Origin of the sequence: Amycolatopsis rifamycinica, from assembly GCF_000695625.1 — a bacterium.
GTDB lineage: Bacteria > Actinomycetota > Actinomycetes > Mycobacteriales > Pseudonocardiaceae > Amycolatopsis > Amycolatopsis rifamycinica.
In genome coordinates, this window is the sequence record NZ_JMQI01000024.1 from 79293 (window position 1) to 97774 (window position 18482).

At 72.8% G+C, this 18482-nt stretch carries 14 protein-coding genes and 1 pseudogene; 6 read left to right on the plus strand and 9 right to left on the minus strand.

Annotation, left to right across the window (positions count from 1 at the left end; all coding sequences use genetic code 11):
* Nucleotides 1-3: 3 nt before the first annotated feature.
* The 3 genes from DV20_RS11225 to DV20_RS11235 form a co-directional block, all read right to left on the minus strand.
* Nucleotides 4-1356: an NDP-hexose 2,3-dehydratase family protein gene (locus DV20_RS11225; RefSeq protein ID WP_084093420.1), complete on the minus strand. Its 1353-nt coding sequence runs from the start codon at nucleotides 1354-1356 to the stop codon at nucleotides 4-6.
* 51 nt (nucleotides 1357-1407) lie between these two features.
* Complete coding sequence (locus DV20_RS11230; RefSeq protein WP_043779151.1) at nucleotides 1408-2517, minus strand: DegT/DnrJ/EryC1/StrS family aminotransferase; 1110 nt, start codon at nucleotides 2515-2517, stop codon at nucleotides 1408-1410.
* Between the two features lie 63 nt (nucleotides 2518-2580).
* Entirely contained in the window at nucleotides 2581-3807 is a 1227-nt protein-coding gene (locus DV20_RS11235; protein ID WP_043779152.1) for a class I SAM-dependent methyltransferase, read from the minus strand.
* Nucleotides 3808-4087: 280 nt separating this feature from the next.
* On the opposite strand from DV20_RS11235, the gene DV20_RS46135 reads away from it, so the two are divergent.
* From DV20_RS46135 to DV20_RS46485, 6 genes and pseudogenes are all read left to right on the plus strand, one after another.
* Nucleotides 4088-4372: a hypothetical protein gene (locus DV20_RS46135; RefSeq protein ID WP_051735892.1), complete on the plus strand. Its 285-nt coding sequence runs from the start codon at nucleotides 4088-4090 to the stop codon at nucleotides 4370-4372.
* 14 nt (nucleotides 4373-4386) lie between these two features.
* Nucleotides 4387-5382: an NAD-dependent epimerase/dehydratase family protein gene (locus DV20_RS11240; RefSeq protein ID WP_051735893.1), complete on the plus strand. Its 996-nt coding sequence runs from the start codon at nucleotides 4387-4389 to the stop codon at nucleotides 5380-5382.
* A 58-nt stretch (nucleotides 5383-5440) separates the two neighbouring features.
* Nucleotides 5441-6730 (plus strand): activator-dependent family glycosyltransferase, encoded by a 1290-nt coding sequence (locus tag DV20_RS11245; RefSeq protein WP_043779154.1) that lies wholly within the window; start codon nucleotides 5441-5443, stop codon nucleotides 6728-6730.
* Nucleotides 6731-6759: 29 nt separating this feature from the next.
* Nucleotides 6760-8028 carry an activator-dependent family glycosyltransferase gene (locus tag DV20_RS11250; protein WP_043779155.1) on the plus strand — a complete coding sequence of 423 codons (1269 nt, stop codon included), beginning with the start codon at nucleotides 6760-6762 and terminating at the stop codon, nucleotides 8026-8028.
* Nucleotides 8029-8046: 18 nt separating this feature from the next.
* Nucleotides 8047-9489, plus strand: a complete 1443-nt coding sequence (locus DV20_RS11255; RefSeq protein WP_043779156.1) for a glycoside hydrolase family protein — start codon at nucleotides 8047-8049, stop codon at nucleotides 9487-9489.
* 144 nt (nucleotides 9490-9633) lie between these two features.
* Nucleotides 9634-9892, plus strand: a pseudogene (locus DV20_RS46485) (transposase); the annotation flags it as partial.
* Between the two features lie 69 nt (nucleotides 9893-9961).
* On the opposite strand, the gene DV20_RS11265 reads toward DV20_RS46485, so the two are convergent.
* From DV20_RS11265 to DV20_RS11290, 6 genes are all read right to left on the minus strand, one after another.
* The gene (locus DV20_RS11265; protein WP_084093422.1) at nucleotides 9962-11800 is read right to left on the minus strand and encodes an ABC transporter ATP-binding protein; all 1839 of its coding nucleotides are present in this window, start codon (nucleotides 11798-11800) and stop codon (nucleotides 9962-9964) included.
* A complete protein-coding gene (locus DV20_RS11270) occupies nucleotides 11797-13311 on the minus strand; it encodes an aromatic amino acid ammonia-lyase (protein ID WP_051735894.1) in 1515 nt (504 codons plus the stop codon). Before DV20_RS11270 ends, DV20_RS11265 begins: the two co-directional genes overlap by 4 nt.
* A gap of 14 nt (nucleotides 13312-13325) precedes the next feature.
* Complete coding sequence (locus DV20_RS11275; protein ID WP_043779157.1) at nucleotides 13326-14423, minus strand: class I adenylate-forming enzyme family protein; 1098 nt, start codon at nucleotides 14421-14423, stop codon at nucleotides 13326-13328.
* A 70-nt stretch (nucleotides 14424-14493) separates the two neighbouring features.
* Nucleotides 14494-15375 carry a glucose-1-phosphate thymidylyltransferase RfbA gene (gene rfbA, locus DV20_RS11280; protein WP_043779159.1) on the minus strand — a complete coding sequence of 294 codons (882 nt, stop codon included), beginning with the start codon at nucleotides 15373-15375 and terminating at the stop codon, nucleotides 14494-14496.
* 43 nt (nucleotides 15376-15418) lie between these two features.
* Nucleotides 15419-16699, minus strand: a complete 1281-nt coding sequence (locus DV20_RS11285) for an activator-dependent family glycosyltransferase (protein WP_043779162.1) — start codon at nucleotides 16697-16699, stop codon at nucleotides 15419-15421.
* Nucleotides 16700-17262: 563 nt separating this feature from the next.
* The gene (locus DV20_RS11290; protein ID WP_043779443.1) at nucleotides 17263-18438 is read right to left on the minus strand and encodes an alpha/beta hydrolase family protein; all 1176 of its coding nucleotides are present in this window, start codon (nucleotides 18436-18438) and stop codon (nucleotides 17263-17265) included.
* Nucleotides 18439-18482: the final 44 nt, after the last annotated feature.

Sequence of the window (18482 nt, forward strand, 5' to 3'; positions counted from 1 at the left end):
CGGTCAGGACGGCAGGCTGCGCAGGCAAGCGAGCAGGCTGCGCGCCTCGATGTTGACGTAGTGGCCGTGCCGCAGCAGTTCGGTGAGCTGCCAGCCGGCCACCCAGCAGTAGTCCCGCGACGGCTCGGTGACGAAGTCCTCGTCGACCTCGACGACGCGGTACCGCGTGAGGGCGTGGAAGAACCGGCCGCCCTCCTCGGACAGGACGGCGGAAAAGCGCGTCCGGCCCAGCTTCCCCCGCGCGACTTCCCGGATCAGCGGGTCCTCGATCCCGGAGACGTCCTCGCCGGGCGAGAGCTGGACGGTCGGCCCGAGCTCCACCAGGTCGAGCAGGCCGATCTCCGGCCGCGCCTGCACGAGCAGGTGCCGCACGCCGCCGATCAGCTTCGTGACGAACACGGCCAGCCCCTGGCCGCGTGGCTCCAGCAGCGGTTGCGTCCACCGGGACACCTCCCGGTTCCCCGCCGTGACCCGCGCCCCGATGATCCGGAACCGGCGCCGCTCGTCGTCCACGACCTCGCCGCCGGCGACGGTCCGGCCGCCGACGTCCGCCAGCGGGATCAGCCGGGCGTGCCAGTCGCACCGCGTCTTCGCCTCGGTGAACCAGCTGAGGATGTCCGCGGTGGCGTGCCGGGCGCCGCCCGCCGCGTCGCCGGCGCCGGCCGGGGGCAGGCAGGCCAGCACCGTGCGCGCGTCCATGTTGACCAGGTTGTCGATCCGCAGCAGCCGGTGCACCAGCGGCAGCGGCAGCCACCGGAAGTCCGGCGCGGCCGGCACTTCGCCGTCGACCTTGACGACCAGGTTGCGGTTGCGCTTGTGCCAGAACCAGGCCCCCTGCTCGGACTGCAGGACGTCGACCAGGACCTCCCCGCGCGCGAGCCCGGTGAAGTACTCCAGGTACCGGGTCTGCGCGCCGCGGTGGACCTGCGTGTAGTTGCTCCGGGTCGCCTGCACGGTGGGCGAGAGCTGGAGGACGTTGACGTTCCCCGGCTCCATCTTCGCCTGCATCAGGGCGTGCGGGACGCCGTCGATCTCCTTGACGAGGATGCCGAGCACCCCGATCTCGGGCTGGTGGATGACCGGCTGCGACCGTTCGACCACCCCGCCGAACCGGACCTGCAGCCCTTCGACGGTGAAGAACCGGCCGCTCTCGTGCCCGAGGTTCCCGGTCGCCGGGTCGAAGTGCCAGCTGTCCAGCTCCGTGAGCGGGATCCGGTCCACTTCGAACCGGCCGGCCCGGTGCCGCTCCGCCCACCACCGCTCGAACTCCTCGAGGGTGGACACGACGGTGGCCGGATCGGTGGCCGCGAGCCGCCGGGACACCGGTGGCGGCGCGGTGATGGCTCGCTCGCTCACCGGGTCCCTCCTTCGTTCCGGGAGGCGCCCGGGTGCCGGGCGCCTCGATCGTCAGAGCCGCGCCAGCACATCGAGCAGCACCGCGATGAACTTCTCCTGGTCCTCGGGCGTGAAGGACGCGTACATCGGCAGCGAGAAGATCTCGCCCGCCAGCTTCTCCGTGATCGGCAGGGCGCCCTCCCGGTACCCGAGGTGGGCGAAGCCGCGCTGGGTGTGCACCGGCCAGGGGTAGCTGATGTTGAGGGCCACGTCGTGGTCCCTCAGCGCGGCCAGCACGTCGTCGCGGCGCGGGTGCCGGACCACGTAGACGTAGTACACGTGCTCGTTGCCCTCGGCCACGGCCGGCAGCACCAGATCGGTGCCCTCGAGCGCTTCGGCGTACCGGGCCGCGATCTCCCGCCGCCGGGCGAGGTAGCCGTCCAGCCGCCCCAGCTTCCGGCGCAGGATCTCGGCCTGCACCTCGTCGAGCCTGCTGTTGTACCCGGGCGTCTGCTCGACGTGGTAGACGTCTTCCATGCCGTAGTAGCGCAGCCGGCGCAGGGCGGCGTCGACGTCGGCGGCGCCGGTGACGACGGCCCCGCCGTCGCCGTAGGCGCCGAGCACCTTCGTCGGGTAGAACGAGAACGCGGCCGCCTTGCCCATCGACCCGGCGATCCGGCCGTGGTGGCGGGCGCCGTGGGCCTGCGCGCAGTCCTCCAGGATCGGCAGGCCGTACCGGGCCGCGAGCGCCTCCAGCGGGGCCATGTCGGCGCACTGGCCGTACAGGTGCACCGGCAGCAGGCATTTCGTGCGCTCGGTGATGGCCGGCTCCACCTGGCCGACGTCCATGAGGTAGTCCTCCTCGCGGACGTCCACGAACACCGGGGTCGCGCCCACCGCGTCGATCGCGACCACGGTCGGCGCGGCGGTGTTCGACACGGTGATCACCTCGTCGCCCGCGCCCACCCCGAGCGCGCGCAGGCCGAGGACGAGCGCGTTGGTCCCGTTGTCGACCCCCACGCTGTGCGCCACGCCGTGGTAGCGGGCGAACTCGCGCTCGAACGCCTCGACGCTCGGGCCGAGGACGAGCCGTCCGGACCGGAAGACGGAGTCGACCGCGGCGAGGATGTCGTCGCGTTCGTCCTCGTACTCCCGGAGATATCCCCACACGTATTGCGTCATGGTCGCGCCCCACCTCCACGGTGTGTCGTCTTCGGGTTTTCGGCTGTCCGGAACGGATTTCGGTCAGGCAACGCGCACCTCGGGGACGTAGTGGATCCACTTCCCGCCCGCGTCGCGGAACTGCTGCTCCTTCGCCATGATTTCCTCGGCGTGGTTCCAGGCGAGCAGGAGCGCGTAGTCCGGGTACGGGTCGGCGAACTCGGCGGGCGGGCGGACCGGGATGTGCGAGCCCGGCGTCAGCCTGCCCTGCTTGGTGGGGCTGGTGTCGCTGACGAAGGCGAGCAGGTCGGGTCCGATCCCGCAGTGGTTCAGCACCGTGGCGCTCTTCGCCGTGGCGCCGTAGCCGACGACGCGCTTGCCCTCGTCGCGCAGTTTCTCCAGCAGGCCCACCAGATCGTCGCAGTTCTGCCGGACGCGGTCGCCGAACCGCCGGAGGGTTTCGAAGTCCGCCAGCTTCCGCGCCTCTTCCTCGTCGCGCAGCCGCGCGACGGCGGGCGTGGGCGTCCGGGCGCCGGGGAGCGCGAGGGTGTAGCGCACCTCGCCGCCGTGCACCGGCAGCCGCTCGGCGTCCACCAGCTCGAGCCCGTGGTGCTCGGCCATCGCCCGCACGGACCGCACGGTGAAGAAGAAGAAATGCTCGTCGTAGATCTGGTCGAACGAGGTGCGCTCGACGATGTCGGCGAAGTAGGGGTCTTCGAACACGAACACCCCGTCCGGCGCCAGCAACGTGGTGACCCCGCGCAGGATCGACGCCATGTACGGGATGTGGCAGAGGGTGTTCGCCGCGTAGATGACGTCGGCTTTCCCTTCGCCGGCGGCGATCTCCTCGGCCGTCGCTTCCTCGAAGAAGGCGTTGCGGACGTTGATGCCCTTGGCCGCGGCCAGCTTGGCGACGCCGCCCGAGGGCTCGACGCCCAGGTGCCGGATCCCGGCGTCGGCCAGCGCCTTCAGCATGACGCCGTCGTTGCAGCCGAGCTCGACCACGAACGGGTCTTCGCCGGTGAGCTCGGTGGTGCGGAACCGCTCGGCCAGCTTCCCGAAGTGCTCGCGCATGAACGTCGAACCGGAGGACAGGTACGGGTAGTCTTCGTGGAACATCCTGTCCCGCGGCACTTCCGCCATGAGCTGCACCATCGAGCACGTCTCGCAGATCCCGGTCGCGAGCCGGAAGAAGAACTCCTCGCCGGGCGCGGCGGGATCGACGAACGCGTCGGACAGCGGCTGGCGCCCGAAGTCGAAAAACTCGTGGACGGTGCCGTCGCAGATGCGGCACCGGGACGTGGCCGGCATTTCGTTCTCCTTGCCCTCGGACCGGGACGGTGCGGAATGCGGAGGTGGCACGGCTTCTCTCGCGGGTGCCGTGACACCGGTGGAAGACCACCGATTCTTCGGCAATCTTCCCCGAAGTGCGCCCTGGATTCAACAAGCGGCAATTGCCGTCCGCGGCACCGTCCGCGAATGATTGTCGACGGCTTCGCCGCGGTGCTACCTTCGCACCGAATCCTCCTCGCGGCGGGCTGCCCCTGTCCCGCCGGCGGGACGATCCTCCGACCGGAAAGGGCCGCAAGCCGTGTTGTTGCAGAAGGACGAGGTGACCAGGACGCTCATCGAGACGGCCAGGATGATTCACGAGGAGCAGGCCGACGACGGAAAAGCACCGGCGTCGATCCGGGATCTCGACTCGTTCAACCTGGTCCAGATCGTGCTGGAACTGGAGAACATCTACAACGTCAAGCTGTTCGAAGACCTGCAGCCGTACCGGTCGGGCGAAGGCTACCGGAACGGCGATTTCGAGGAATTCGCCGAAATCATCGTCACCATCGCGGCGAAACAGAATACCGGCGCGGAGAACTGAAGGGCGGGACAGCCGTGACGAAGCCGCTGGTCGTCGTGCTCGGTGCCTCCGGGCTGCTGGGGACGGCGGTGACCCGGGAACTGGCCGCGCGCCCGGTGCGGGTGCGGGCCGTGGCGCGGCGACCGGCCACCGTGCCCCCTGACGCGGTGGCCGAGATCGAGGTGCGGACCGCCGACCTCACCGCGCCGGGCGAGCTCGCCCGGGCCGTGGCGGGCGCGGACGCGGTGGTGCACCTGGTCGCCTACATCACCGGGGCCCGCACCTGGCGCTCGGCCGACGACGGCGACGCCGCGGAGCGGGTGAACACCGGCCTGGTCCGCGACCTGGTCGACGTGTTCCGGCGGCAGCGCCCGGCCCGGCCGCCGGTGGTGGTGTTCGCCGGCTCGACGTCGCAGGTGGGCACCGGCGGCTCCGGCCTGCTGGACGGCACCGAGCGGGACGCGCCGCAAACCGCGTACGACCGCCACAAGCTCGCGGCCGAGCTCGCGCTCGAGGCCGCGACCGCGGCGGGCGTCGTGCGCGCCACCACCCTCCGGCTGCCCACCCTGGTGAGCCGGGGAACGGACGACCCGTCCCTCGACCGCGGGGTGGCGGCCGCCATGCTGCGCCGGGCCCTCGCCGGCGAGCCGCTGACGCTGTGGTTCGGCGGCACGGCCCGCCGCGACCTCGTCTGCGTCGACGACGCCGCCCGCGCTTTCGTCGCGGCGCTGGAGCACGCGGACCGGCTCGCCGGGCGGCACTGGCTCCTCGGCAGCGGGACCGGGACCAGCATCGCGGAGCTGTTCGGCCTCATCGCCGGCGTGGCCGCCGAACACACCGGAAAACCCCCGGTGGAGATCGCGTCGGTCGGGACCCCGGGTGGTGCGGTCCCGACCGACGCGGTCGACTTCGTCGGCGACCCGGCCCCGTTCCACGACGTCACCGGCTGGTTCCCCCGCGTCCCGCTGCGCGCGGTGCTCACCGACCTGGCCGCCGCCCTGACCCGCGAACCCGCCACACCACCGGCCTGACCGGCGGCACCCGCCGGTTCCGCGCCCGGCCCGCCCGGGCCGTCCCGAGAGGAAAGCCATGCGCGTTCTGTTCACCTGCTACGCCGAGAAAACCCATTTCCTCGGCATGGTGCCGCTGGCGTGGGCGCTGCGGGCAGCGGGCCACGAAGTCCGGGTCGCCAGCCAGCCCAAGCTGACCGACGTGATCACCCAGGCCGGCCTCACCGCGGTGCCGGTCGGCACCGACCACACCCTCTGGTCGTCGGCGAGCAGGTTCCTGACGAAGCGGTTCGCCGAACTGAACCCGGAGGTCCACGAACGCATCCGCCGCGGCGTCTTCCCGCCGTTCGACATGCCGGACGATCCGGGCGAGGTCACCTGGGAGTACCTGGCGACGGCCGACCGCGACATCGTCAAGGCGGCCAGGAACACCAACTCCTCGATGATCGACGAACTGGTGGACTTCGCGAAGTACTGGCAGCCGGACCTGATCCTCTGGGAACAGGCCACCTTCGCCGGCCCGATCGCGGCGAAGGCGTGCGAGGCGGCGCACGGCCGGTTCCTCTGGGGCCTGGACTTCTACGGCCGCTGGCGGACCCGGTACCTGCGGGAACGCGCCGCCCGCCCGGACGGGGGAGGCCGCGACGCGCTCGGCGCCTGGCTCGGCGCGGAAGCGGAGAAAGCCGGGGCCGGGTTCTCCGAGGACATGACCACCGGCCAGTTCACCGTCGAACAGCTCCCGGTGTCGCAGCGCGTGCCGACCGGCCTGCACTCGGTGTCCGTCCGCTACCTGCCCTACGGCGGTCCCGCGGTCGTGCCGTCCTGGCTGTGGGAGCCGCCCGCCCGGCGGCGGGTCGCCATCACGCTCGGGCTGACCTCGTCCGAGAGCTTCGGCGGGTACATGGTCGACGTCCAGTCCATCCTGGACTCGCTGGCCGATCTCGACGTCGAGGTGGTGGCCACCGTCGCCGAGAAGGAGCAGGAGAAACTGGCCCGCGTCCCGGACAACGCGCGGGTGGTCCCCTATGCGCCGCTGCACGCGCTCGCCCCGACCTGCTCGGTGATCGTGCACCACGCCGGTGCGGGCACCATGGCCACCGCCACCGCGTCCGGGGTGCCGCAGCTGATCCTGCCCGACCAGCAGGACGGGTGGTACACCGCGCGCCGGATCGCCGAGCTGGGCGGCGGCCTGGTGATCCAGCCCGCCGAAGCCACCGGTCCGGCGGTCCGCGAGGCGGTCGCCGCCCTGCTGAGCGAACCGTCCTACCGGGACGGCATCGAACGGCTGCGCGCGGAGATGCTCGCGACGCCCACCCCGGCCGAGATCGTCGGCGAGCTCGCCGAGCTCACCGAGAAGTACCACGGCTGACCACGGTCCCGACCACAAAGGACACACCAGTGCGCGTGCTCTTCGTGACCTATCCCGAGAAGATCATGTTCCTGGGCATGGTCCCGCTGGCCTGGGCCCTGCGCGCCGCGGGCCACGAGGTGCGGGTGGCCAGCCAGCCCGGGCTGAACGACGTCGTCACCACGGCCGGGCTGACGGCGGTCCCGGTCGGCCGGGACCACGGCCTGTACCGCGTCCTCGGCATCCAGCCCGAGAAGCTCGCCGCCGCCCGCGCCGGGTTCCCGCGGCCCTACGACGTGGTCGACGTGCCCAGGAAACGCATCTGGACCTACCTGAACAAGGGGTACGACTTCGCCGTCACCTGGTGGCACAAGATGGAGAACGTGCCGATGGTCAACCCGCTGGTCCGGTTCGCCCGGCAGTGGCAGCCGGACCTGGTGCTGTGGGAGCCCACCAGTTTCGCGGGCGCGATCGCGGCCAAGGCCACCGGCGCCGCGCACGGCCGGATCAGCTGGGGCCTCGACGTCTTCGGCGTGGCCCGGCACCACTACCTCGAGGTGATGCACCGGCAGCCGGCGGAGCACCGCGACGACCCGCTGGCCGCCTGGCTCGGCGGCCAGGCCCGGCGGTTCGGCGCGGACTTCTCCGAGGACATGGTCACCGGCCAGTTCACCGTCGAGCAGATCCCGCCCTCGCTGCGGATGCCCGCCCCCGGGCTCCGCTACGTCGACCTGCGGTACGTCCCGTACGGCGGGCCGGCCACCGTGCCGGACTGGCTCCGGCGGCCGCCCGAGCGGCCGCGCGTGCTGCTCACCCTCGGGTTGAGCGCCGTCGAACGCTTCAGCGGCTACACCGTCGACCTGAAGGACATCTTCAACTCCCTGTCCACATTGGACATCGAGATCGTCGCCACCATCGCCGACCGGGTGCGGGACGAGCTGGGCACCCTGCCGGGCAACGTCCGGGCGGTCTCGTTCGTGCCGCTGCCCGCGCTGCTCCCGACCTGCTCGGCGGTGATCAACCACGCCGGGTTCGGCACGCTGTGCACCACCGCGCTCAACGCGGTCCCGCAGCTGGCCCTGCCGGTCCACTTCGACGAACCGCGGCTGGCCGCCTCGCTCGCCCGGCAGGGCGCCGGGCTGACGATCCATTCGGACGAGGCCACCGGGGCGCGGGTCCGCGACCACCTCGTCCGGCTGCTCGAAGACCCGGCCTTCCGCGAGGGCAGCGTCCGGCTGCGCGACGAAATGCTGGCCATGCCCGCCCCGGGCGACTTCGTCGGCGAGCTGGAGGAACTCGTGTCCGAGCACCGGAGATGAACGGCGGAGGAAGCGACGATGACCGGAGAACTGCCGGACGTCCGGCTCGGGGTGTCCCGCGGGCTCACCTACGGGATCCACACCGAGCCGGAGGTGTTCATGCCGGTCGTGCGGGAGCTGGGTGCCCGCACCATCCGCGTGTACCTGTACTGGTCGCAGATCGAGCCCGAGCCGGACCGGTTCACCTGGGCCGCCGTCGACGCCATGCTGGCGCAGATGACCGACGCGGACGAGGTCTGGGTCACCGTGTACACCACGTCCACCTGGGCGACGCGGCACCCGAACCCGACGCTGCCCGCCTCCCCCGCCCGGGACCCGGCCCGGTACCGGCGGTTCCTGCGGGCGCTGGTCGCGCGGTGCCGCGGCCGGGTCCGGTTCTGGCAGTGCGACAACGAGCCGTGCGTGGAGTTCCTCTGGAACGGCTCCGCCGAGGACTACCTCGCGCACCTCGAGGTCTTCGCCGAGGTCGTGCGCGAGACCGACCCCCGGGCGCTGGTCGTCGTCGGCGGTGTCCCGCCGGACGCGCTGCCGGTCGAGGGCGAGGAGGTCGACGACGAGGCCGTGGCCTGCTTCGAGACGATCGTCTCCGGCGGCGGCGCCTGCTTCGACGTGTTCGACGTCCACCCCTACGGCGACCCCTACCTCATCCCGGCGGTCGTGGCCGCCGCGCACCGGCTGCTGGCCGAGCACGGCTCGGCCAAGCCGGTCGTGCTCGGCGAGTACAACGGCCCTTTCCCGTTCGCGCTCCCCCAGCTCCGGCCCCGCCTGGTGGGTCTCTGGTCGGGTGTCGGGGCCGCCGAGGCGGCCGAGGCGGCGGCCGGGCCGGCCGACGACCGCGAGCAGGAGTGGCAGGCGACGGGCGAGCCCGCGATGGTCGCGCTCTACCGGCGGATGGCGGTGATGCCGCCGTTGCTGCAGATGTTCATGGCCGGCTGTGCCCCGGAGCTGGCGGACAAGCGCCACCGCTGGAACTGCCGCGACCTGGTGGTGCGCAACCTGCTGGCCCTGGCGGCCGGCGTGCGCCGCACGGTGTGCTGGCAGCTCGGCCCGGACCACCCCGGTCCGCGCAACCCGTACCAGGTGATGGAGCTGCTGTTCGGCAAGTTCGACCTGGTGGGCTACGAGAACGGCCGCCTCGGCCGCCGCCACCCGGCCGGTGAGACCTTGGCGCTGCTGACCGGCCGCCTCGGCGACGTCCGGCACGTCGCCGAGGTCGACGTGCCCGGCGACGCGAACCTGTACGTGTTCGAAGTGGACCGCACCGGCCGCGGCCCGCTGCTGGTCGCCTGGCGCCGAGGCGACGACTTCGACGGCGAGGACGAACCGCCGACCCCGTTCGAGTGCGCCTGGACCGCGTCCGACGCGCGGGCGACGGACGCTCTGGGCCGGCCGGTCCCCGTCGAAGTGCGGGCCGGCCGTCTCCGCGTTCCGGTGTCGCTGACTCCGGTCTTCGTCGAGTAAGCGGTCGGTGAGAACGAGTCGGCGTGTCGTCGTTGCCCGGCCGGCGGCGTTTCCGCTACCCGGGCCGCAGGCGCGCCGACGACCGCGCTGCGCTGGAAGGCAACCTGTCCGTGATCCGCACCGGCATCGGCTGGAACCGCCTGCCGCCGCAAGCTTGGTTCGAAGCACCACCTGATCACCGACGCCCACGGCACCCGCCCGCGGCATCACCCCGGTCATCGCCCGCCGGCGTCGAGCACGGCTCCGGGTTCGGCACTGTCCGCTGGCCGGTCGAACGCACCTTCGCGTGGTTCACGAACTTCCGCCGCCCGCGCATCCGCACCGAACGACGAGCCGCGTGCACCAAGCCATCCTCAGCCTGGCCTGCTTCGTCATCCGCCTCCGCGAACTCACTCTGAACTGACCCCTGAGCCCGCCGGACACACCGGAAACCCACCGAGGCGCACCCCGGTGGGTTTTCGGCGTTGCCCGCTCACCCCACGGCGGTCTGCTCGGCATCGTCGGAGACCAGCAGCTGCGTGGTGGCCAGCTCGTTGTACAGCGGGTCGGTCTTGACCAGCTCGTGGTGCGTCCCTACCGCGCGCACCTTTCCCGCGTCCAGCACGACGATCCGGTCCGCCTGGACCACCGTGGACAGCCGGTGCGCGACGACGACCACCGTGAGCTCGCGCGCCGCCTCGGCGACCGTCTCCCGCAGGGCCAGCTCGTTGACCGCGTCCAGCTGTGAGGTCACCTCGTCGAGCAGCAGCAGCCGCGGGCGGCGCAGCAACGCCCGTGCCACCGCGACCCGCTGCCGCTCGCCGCCGGACAGGGTGTTGCCGCGGTGGCCGACCGCCGTGTCGACGCCGTCCGGGAGCTTGTCGACCAGGCTGTCGAGGCGGGTCTGCCGCAGCACGCGCTCGATGTCCGCCTCGTCGGCGTGCGGGACGCCGATCAGCAGGTTCTCGCGCAGCGTGCCGGCCAGCACCGGGGCGTCCTGCTCGACGTAGCCGATGGACGCGCGCAGCAGGTACAGCGGCCAGTCGCGGACGTCGTGGCCGTCCAGCAGGATCCGCCCGCCGTCCGGCTCGTAGAACCGTTCCAGCAGCGCGAAGACCGTGGACTTGCCCGCGCCCGAGGGGCCCACCAGCGCGGTGATGCCGCCGGCGGGAACGTCGAACGTCACCTCGTGGTGCACCAGCGGCTCGGTGCCCGGGTACCGGAAGGCCACCTCGCGGAAGCTGACCGACGCCGGCGTCTTGTCCGCCGGGTCGCCGCCCGCGAAGCCGTTGCCGCCCGCGATCCGGGCCAGCTCCGCCTCCGGTTTCGGCTCGACCTCCAGCTGCTGCACCTCGTGGATGCGCCGCGCGGACGCCAGCCCCGCGCTGAGGTTGGACGCCGCCTCGAGCAGCGACCCGACCGGTTCCAGGAGGTAGAACAGGTACAGCAGGAAGGCCACCAGGGTGCCGATCTCGATCTCGCCGGTCGCGACCCGGGCGCCCCCGATGCCCAGCACGGCCAGGAACGACACGTGGATCGCCAGCGTGGCGCACGCCCCGACCAGCCCGTGCAGCCACGCGAGCCGCACGCCGTACTTCCACGCCGTGGTCGTCGCGTCGACGGCCCGGGCCTCCTCCCGCGGCTCCAGCCCGGCCGCCTTGATCATCCGGAAGGCGCCGAGCGACCGCTCCAGGGTGCTGCTGATCTCGCCGACGGCCTTCTGGACCCGCTCGTTGTACCGCGAGAAGAACGGCACCACCAGTCCGATGAGGATGCCGGCGAAGACCAGCACCCCCAGCGTCACCAGCACCAGGACCGGGTCCATCAGGAACATCATGGTGAGGATGGCGATGAACATCAGCAGGCCGCGGCCCGAGTCGACCAGCGCCTGGCTCGCCACCTCCCGCAGCAGCGTCGTGTCCGCGGTGACGCGGGACATCAGGTCACCGGGCGCGAACTTGGCCGTCTGCGGGAGGCGCAGCCACAGGATCCGGCTGACCAGACGGCGCCGGGAGTCCCGGACCACCGATTCGGCACTGCGCCCGAGCAGGTACGAGCCGACGGTGGTGATCAGGGCGCCGAGCAGCACGGCGCCGGTCAGCAGGATGATCGGGCCGGTCACGGCGCGGCCGTCGGACAGCGAGTCGATGAGCTGCTTGGTCACCACCGGCTGGACCAGCCCGATCAGGCTGCCGATCGTGCTGAGCACCCCGCCCGCCACCACCAGCCCGCGGTAGGGCCGGATGTAGGACAGCAGCTCCCGCCACGCCGACAGCTTGAGCACCGCACCGCCCTCGGTTCCGGTCCCCGCCGCCGTCTTGCTCGTTGTCACCTGGCACCTCCTGGCGTTGCCGACGTGGTCGTCCGATCCGGCGGAGCCGCCGCGGCCCGGGACAGCAGCCGCGCCGCGGCGCGCACCTCACCGGCCATCGGCCGGTCGGCCCCCAGGGGCGGGGAAAGCTCCGCCAGCGCCGCCCACGGCGGCGCGGTTCCCGCGTCCCGGCCCAGCGCCGCGGTCAGCTGGGCGACGCCGACCGCGAGCGAACCGACGGCCAGCCAGGCCAGCTCGGCGGCTTCGGCGACCGCGTTGGCGCCGTTGAGCGCCATCGGCACGTGGTCCTGGTTCCAGCCGTTGGTGGGCAGGCTCGTCAGCGAGGCCGGGTAGACGTGCTGCCGGATCCTGGCGACGAACGACGTCGCGCTCAGCTGCACGCCGGCGAGGCCGCAGCCCCGGCCGGGACGCGGGGTGAGCATCGGCGGCAGCCCGCCGTTGGTCGCCGGGTCGCAGAGCATGGCGAGCTGGCGCTCGGCGAGGTAGGCCACCTGGTGCAGCACCAGCCCGGTCTGGTCGGAGCAGAAGCCGACCGGCATCGCGTGGAAGTTGCCGCCGTGCAGGACGGCTCCTTCGTAGGTGAGCGGGTTGTCGGTGCAGCCCTCGGCTTCGCGCAGCAGCACCTCGCCGGCGAACCGGAGCTGGTCCAGCGCCGCCCCGAGCACCTGCGGGGCGCAGCGCAGGCTGTAGGGCTCCTGCAGCGGCCGGTGCGGGGACCGTCCGGCGCCTTCGGACAGCTCGCGGCGCACCCAGCCGGCCACCTCGGCCTGCCCCCGCTGGCCGCGGGCCACCGCGACACCGGGGTGGTACGGCTCGGGGTTCACCCCGAGCAGCTCCGCCACCCGGCCGGTCAGCAGCGCCACGGCCCGCACGAGCCGCACCGTCGAGTCCTGGTTGAGGAGGGCGACGGCGAGGCTCGCCCCGGTACCGTTGACGAACGCGAGCGCCTCGCGGACCGGCCACTGGACGGGCTCGGCGCCCAGGTCCGCGAGCACCAGCTCGGCCGGCTTCACCGACCAGTCGCCTTCGCCGTCCCGCACCCAGGCCTCACCCGCCCCCGCGAAGGTCTGCGCGGCGTACGCGAGCGGCTGCAGGTCACCGCTCGCGCTCACGGTGCCTTCCCGGGGGATCGCCGGGACGAAGCCCCGGTTCCACAGGTTCGCGAGCCGCCGCCAGAACTCCGGCGAAACGGCGGAGTAGCCCTTGCGCATGCTCTCCAGCCGCAGCCGGACGATCAGCCGGCAGGCCTCGGGCGCCAGCGGGCGCCCCTGGCCGGTGCCGAGGTGGGCGAGCAGGCTGCTGCCCTGCTCCGCTTCGGACTCCGCGGAAAACCACACCAGTGGCCCGAATCCCTGGGTGAGGCCGTAGATCGACTGCCCCGCCGCGAGCGCTTTGCCGACGGTGTCCGCACTCGCCCGCATCCGCTCGAGGTCGGCCTCGTCGCACTCGTCGAGCCGGGCTCCCGGGTGCGTCCCACGGACCAGCTCGGCCAGCCGCCGCTGCGCGCTCATCCCCCGGACCGCTCTCACCTGGCCGGTCCGTCGGTGCCGGCCGGGCGCACCCGCCGCGTCTTGCCGGTGTCCGTGCGGTCGATCCGGTCGCGCACGAGCACCTTCCGCGGCTGCACCCCCAGGTGCCGGCGCACCGCCTGGACGTCGACGTCGTGCCCGGCTTCCGGCACGACGTGCACGTCGACGTGCTCCCCGGTCAGGTCGTCCGCCACCGGGACGAGCGCCAGATCCGCGCACCGCACCACGGCCCGCAGGGACCGCTCGAGCTCGTCGAGGTCCAGCCGGCGGCCGTTGACCTTGACCAGGCTGCTCCGCCTGCCCACGAAGGCGAACGCCCGGTCGCCGACCGGCCGCACGAAGTCGTCCATCGTCAGCACGGCCGGCGGTGGTTGGCCCGGGACGGCGGCCAGCCGCGGTCCGGCGATCCGGAGCGGCACCTCGGCCGCGGTGTCCTTTTCGGACAGCAGACGGACGTCGCCGAACAGTTCCCACGGCGGGTTCCCGCCCGTCCACCCGCGTTGGGCGACCCCTCCGGTCTCCGTCGAGCCGAAGACCTCGGTGACGCTGACGCGGTCCGGGCCCGCCGCGGCGAGGAAACCGGCGGCGGAGGCGGGCAGCGTCGCCGTGCTGTGCAGGACGGCGACGTGGTCCATCGAACGGACCCAGGAAACGTTGCGGCGCAGCAGGGCGAACACCCACGGGATCGCCGGCACCGCCCACCGCGTGTGCCCCTCGTCCGGCATCGGCCCGAACAGGTCCGGCCGGTACCACACCGGAATCCCGAGCCGGGCCGGCACGAGCACGGTCGCCAGCAGGCCGAAGATGTGCTGTGGCGGGACGAAGGACAGCACCGCCTCCGGACGGCGCGGCCGCAGCAGGTCCGCCAGCAGGCCCGCTTCGGCCCACACCTGGGCGAAGGACCGGCGCCAGACCCGGCCGGGGCCGGTGGTGCCGGAGGTGCGCAGGTCCACCGGGTCCGGGAACACCCGCCGCGCGAGGGCTTCGGCGTCGAGTCCGGGCGAGTCCCAGCGGACGAGCCAGGGCCGGTCCGCGATCCGCGGCGCGGCCAGGTCCGCCGAGAGCAGCTCGGCCGGCGTCAGTTCGGTCCACATGGGGCACTCCTCGGCGGGGGGGAAGGTTCGGCGGGCGCGGATTCCGGCGTCCCGCCGGCGGGACGACGTCCTACGCGCGGCCGGCGGACGATCTCGCGACGTCCATCACGTAGCGACCATACTGGGTCTTTTCCATTCTGCGGCCCAGCTCGTGGCATTCGTCGGCGGTGATGAACCCCATGCGCAGCGCGATTTCCTCGAGGCAGGCCACGCGGACGCCCTGGCGGTTTTCCAGCACCTGGACGTACTGCCCCGCTTCGAGCAGCGACTGGGGCGTGCCCGCGTCGAGCCAGGTGAACCCGCGGCCGAGCGTGGCCAGGCGCGCCCGCCCCGCTTCCAGGTAGACCCGGTTGACGTCGGTGATCTCCAGTTCGCCGCGCGCCGAAGGCCGGATACCCCGCGCGATTTCGACGACGTCCGCGTCGTGGAAATACAGGCCGGTGACCGCGTTGTCCGACCGCGGCCGCGCCGGTTTCTCTTCGATCGAAACGAGCCGGCCGCGTTCGTCGACCTCGGCGATCCCGTAGCGTTCGGGGTCGGAAACGGGATAGCCGAACAGCGTGCAGCCGTCCAGGTTCTTGCGCGTGTCGCGCAGCAGGCTGCCGAACCCGGCGCCGTGGAAGATGTTGTCGCCGAGCACGAGCGCGCAATCGTCGCCGGCGAGGTGGCCGGCGCCGACGAGGAACGCGTCGGCGATGCCCCGCGGCTCCGGCTGCTCGGCGTAGCTCAGGTTGAGCCCGAGCTGCGCGCCGTCGCCGAACAGGGCGTGCAACGACGGCAGGCTGCCCGGCGTCGAGATGATCAGGATGTCCTGGATCCCGGCCAGCATCAGCACCGACAGCGGGTAGTACACCATCGGCTTGTCGTAGACCGGGAGCAGCTGTTTCGAGGTGGCGAGGGTGAGCGGGTGCAGGCGGGTGCCACTGCCGCCCGCCAGGACGATGCCTTTCATCGGAAAGCTCCCTTCGGCCGGCGTCGCCGGCTCGGTGAATCCGTCAGCGGTAGCCGGCCACGACCTTTTCCAGGTCCGGCACCAGTTCGGCGGGTGACGGCAGCGCGGTCATCTCGTCCCGCACCCGGTGTGCGCCCCGCCGGAAGGACGGCTCGTCCAGCAGCCGCGTCACCAGCTCGCGCACCCGGTCCCCGGTGGCCTCGGCCATCGGCACCGCGAGCCCGGCACCGCGGTCGGCGATCCGGGCGGCGAACGGCGGTTCGTCGAACCGCTCCGGCACCGACAGCGGCGGGACGCCGTAGTAGAGCGTCGTGCACAGCGTGCCGAACCCGGCGTGGTGCACGGCCGCCGCGCAGCTCGGCAGCAGCGCGTGCAGCGGCACGGACGGCACCACGGTGGTGTTGGCGGGGACCCGGAGGTCCCGGTGGCCCGGTTCCCCCGCCGTCGCCACCACTTCGACGTCGAGACCGGCGAGCGAGTCGACGAGTTCCTGCATGCCGAGGCCGTGTCCCCCGAAGTGCTCGCCGGCGGTCACGCCGAGGGTGACCGCCACCCGCGGCCGGTCCGGCGCGCGCCGCAGCCAGGAGGGCACGACCGAAGGACCGTTGTACGGCAGGAAACGCAGGCGCAGGTAGTGCAGGTCGGCGGTCATCCGCAGGGTGTCGGGCAGCTGGTCGACGGTGAACTGCCCGACGGCCAGGTCCTCGCTGAACCGGCCGCCGTGCTTGCCGATCCGCGCGTCGAGCCACTCGGCGAGCGGGTCGGAACCCTCCCCCGGCGGCCGCGTTTCCCGGTACCGGTCACGGGTGACGCCGAAGATGTCCATTCCGGACAGAAGGCGGCCGTGCGCCGCGCCGCACAGCTTGGCCGCGACGGCGCCCGCGTAACTGTTGGGCTCCCAGAGGACCAGGTCCGGCTGCCACCACCCGGCGAACCCGGCCAGGTCGTCGACCATGGTGTTGTTGACGAGTTTGTACCAGGTGCGCACGAGGCGGTCGTACATCGTGTCGAGATCGTCCCAGCCGAGCCGCTCCGGCGCGTGCTCGACCAGGTCGAACGGCAGGATCCGGGTCCCGCGGACGGCGGCGTGGGTATCCGGGTCGACCTCGGCGAACCGCCCGCTGAGAAAACGGCCGACGCTGCGCCACAACCGGTGGTCCCGCCCGACGGGGACGGCGGTCAGCCCGGCCCCGGCGACGACGCCGGCCAGCTCGGGCTGGCCGGCGACCCGGACTTCGTGCCCGGCCGAACGCAATGCCCACGCGAGCGGGACCATCGGATAGAAATGGGACCTCGCCGCGTAGGTGACGAAAAGAACCCGCATGGATTTCCTCTCACGGATATGCCAGCCGGAAAGGCCTCCATCACGGAGACGATTTCTTTATAGCCCGGGCGCGCGGCGCGCTTCAAGGAATCCATTGCGGGATCCGGAAAACGGCTTCGCCCGTGTCTCGCCGGCGAGACACGGGCGGCGATGACCGGAGTCCGCTCGCCGAACCGGCGGCGGCGGATGGGTGGTGACGGAACTCATGGAACGCGCGGCGCGGGCGGCCACCGTCGCCCGGCGGTCCGGGCTCGTCGCGGATCGCCTGCGCGCGCGGCGCTGTACACCAGCATGGCGCACGCCGGACCCGTGCCGACCGACGCGGCCGGAGTTCGGCCCGGCGCCCGCGCGGCCGTGGAGTCCTCGTCCGGGGATGCGCGTTCGCTGCAGGACTTCCTGCGCTCGCTGGCGCGCGGTTCGGGGGACCTCCGAGGAAGCCGCCGGCATGAGCGAGGCCCGCCGCCGCTACCGGAGCAGGCAAAGGACGGTTTCCACCCCGCGCATCAGCCGGTCCTCCCGAAAACGAATCCGGATGCCGACCAGACTTCCCGGCGCGCCGGGGCTCAGCCTACGCGAGCCACCCACTCGGCCACATCCGAAATCACCGCGGCGTCGACGTGGCCGGGCCGGGCGTAGTCCGCCGGGGTCGACGGCCCGGCACCGGGCCGGAAGAGGTGGTCGAGGCGTTCGTAGACCCGGACCGTCACGTCGGCGCGCCCGGCGAGCCCGGTACGCCAGCGGGTGAGGTCGTCGGCCACCGTCACCTGGTAGTCGCGGCCACCCTGCCCGAGGAAGACCGGCACCGGCAGGGCCACGGCGGCCGCGACCGGGTCGTAGCCGCGCAGGTCGAGCCAGTAGGAGGCGGGGAGGCCGAAGGGCAGCTCGGCCGCGGGGGTCTCCGGCGTCAGCCCGGGGCCGTCGACGAGCGCGGCCCGCCGTCCGAACCCCTCCACTGTGGACGGATCGAGCCCCAGGTGCCGGGCGACGCGGACGGCGGCGTGGTGCATCGGCTGCGCGTCGCCGGCCAGGATCACCAGCCCGGCCACCGCGCCGTCCGCCTCGGCCACGCGCGGCGCGACCTTCCCGCCCATGCTGTGCCCGGCGACGAACAACCGCTCGACGCCCGGTTCGCGCCGCAGGACGTCGAGGGCCGCGAGGGCGGCCGGTACGTACTCCTCGGTCATCGTCGGCGCCGGCGCCTTGTCGAACCGCACGACCGTCACGCCGCGGGTCGCGAGGCCCCAGGCGAGGTCCTTGAGCGGCTTGTTGGGGCCGCTGCTCCCGTCGCGGTCGAACGGGCCACCCCCGGCGAGCAGCACCACGCCCGCTCCCCCGGCGGCCGACGGGGCGGTGACGGTGGCGCCCGGCCCCCCGCCGAGCGTGATCTCCCGTTCGGCGAACGACCGCGGGTCCGCATAGGACGGCGGTGCCCACTGTGGAGCGGAGGCGGGCGCGAACCGGAGGCCGTGCAGCACGCCGCGGTCGTCGACGGACATCACGACGGTGCAGCCGCCGACCGGGACGCGCACCCGCACCAGCCCCGCCTGCCCCGGCTCGCTCTCGGCCGGGCCGGTGACGGCCACCGGCGCCGCGGCCACGGTGGCCCACGCACTCCGCAGGTCGCCGGGCGGGACGGCCGCCCGCAGGCCGGGCGCGAAGCGGCCGGCCACCTCGCCGAACCGCCCGTCGATCAGCATCGCCACCACCGCTGTCGCGGTCGCCACCGGATCCCGGCTCATCGCCGCCACCTTTCTCATTTTTTGCGAACGATAGCAGGTTGTGA

What these genes read in the sequence shown, in the direction of transcription:
- DV20_RS11230 (WP_043779151.1), bottom strand. Translation starts at nt 2,517, where the DNA reads ATGACGCAATACGTGTGGGGATATCTCCGGGAGTACGAGGACGAACGC.
- DV20_RS11270 (WP_051735894.1), bottom strand. Translation starts at nt 13,311, where the DNA reads ATGAGCGCGCAGCGGCGGCTGGCCGAGCTGGTCCGTGGGACGCACCCG.
- DV20_RS11285 (WP_043779162.1), bottom strand. Translation starts at nt 16,699, where the DNA reads ATGCGGGTTCTTTTCGTCACCTACGCGGCGAGGTCCCATTTCTATCCG.
- rfbA (WP_043779159.1), bottom strand. Translation starts at nt 15,375, where the DNA reads ATGAAAGGCATCGTCCTGGCGGGCGGCAGTGGCACCCGCCTGCACCCG.
- DV20_RS11255 (WP_043779156.1), top strand. Translation starts at nt 8,047, where the DNA reads ATGACCGGAGAACTGCCGGACGTCCGGCTCGGGGTGTCCCGCGGGCTC.
- DV20_RS11245 (WP_043779154.1), top strand. Translation starts at nt 5,441, where the DNA reads ATGCGCGTTCTGTTCACCTGCTACGCCGAGAAAACCCATTTCCTCGGC.
- DV20_RS11235 (WP_043779152.1), bottom strand. Translation starts at nt 3,807, where the DNA reads ATGCCGGCCACGTCCCGGTGCCGCATCTGCGACGGCACCGTCCACGAG.
- DV20_RS11275 (WP_043779157.1), bottom strand. Translation starts at nt 14,423, where the DNA reads ATGTGGACCGAACTGACGCCGGCCGAGCTGCTCTCGGCGGACCTGGCC.
- DV20_RS11290 (WP_043779443.1), bottom strand. Translation starts at nt 18,438, where the DNA reads ATGAGCCGGGATCCGGTGGCGACCGCGACAGCGGTGGTGGCGATGCTG.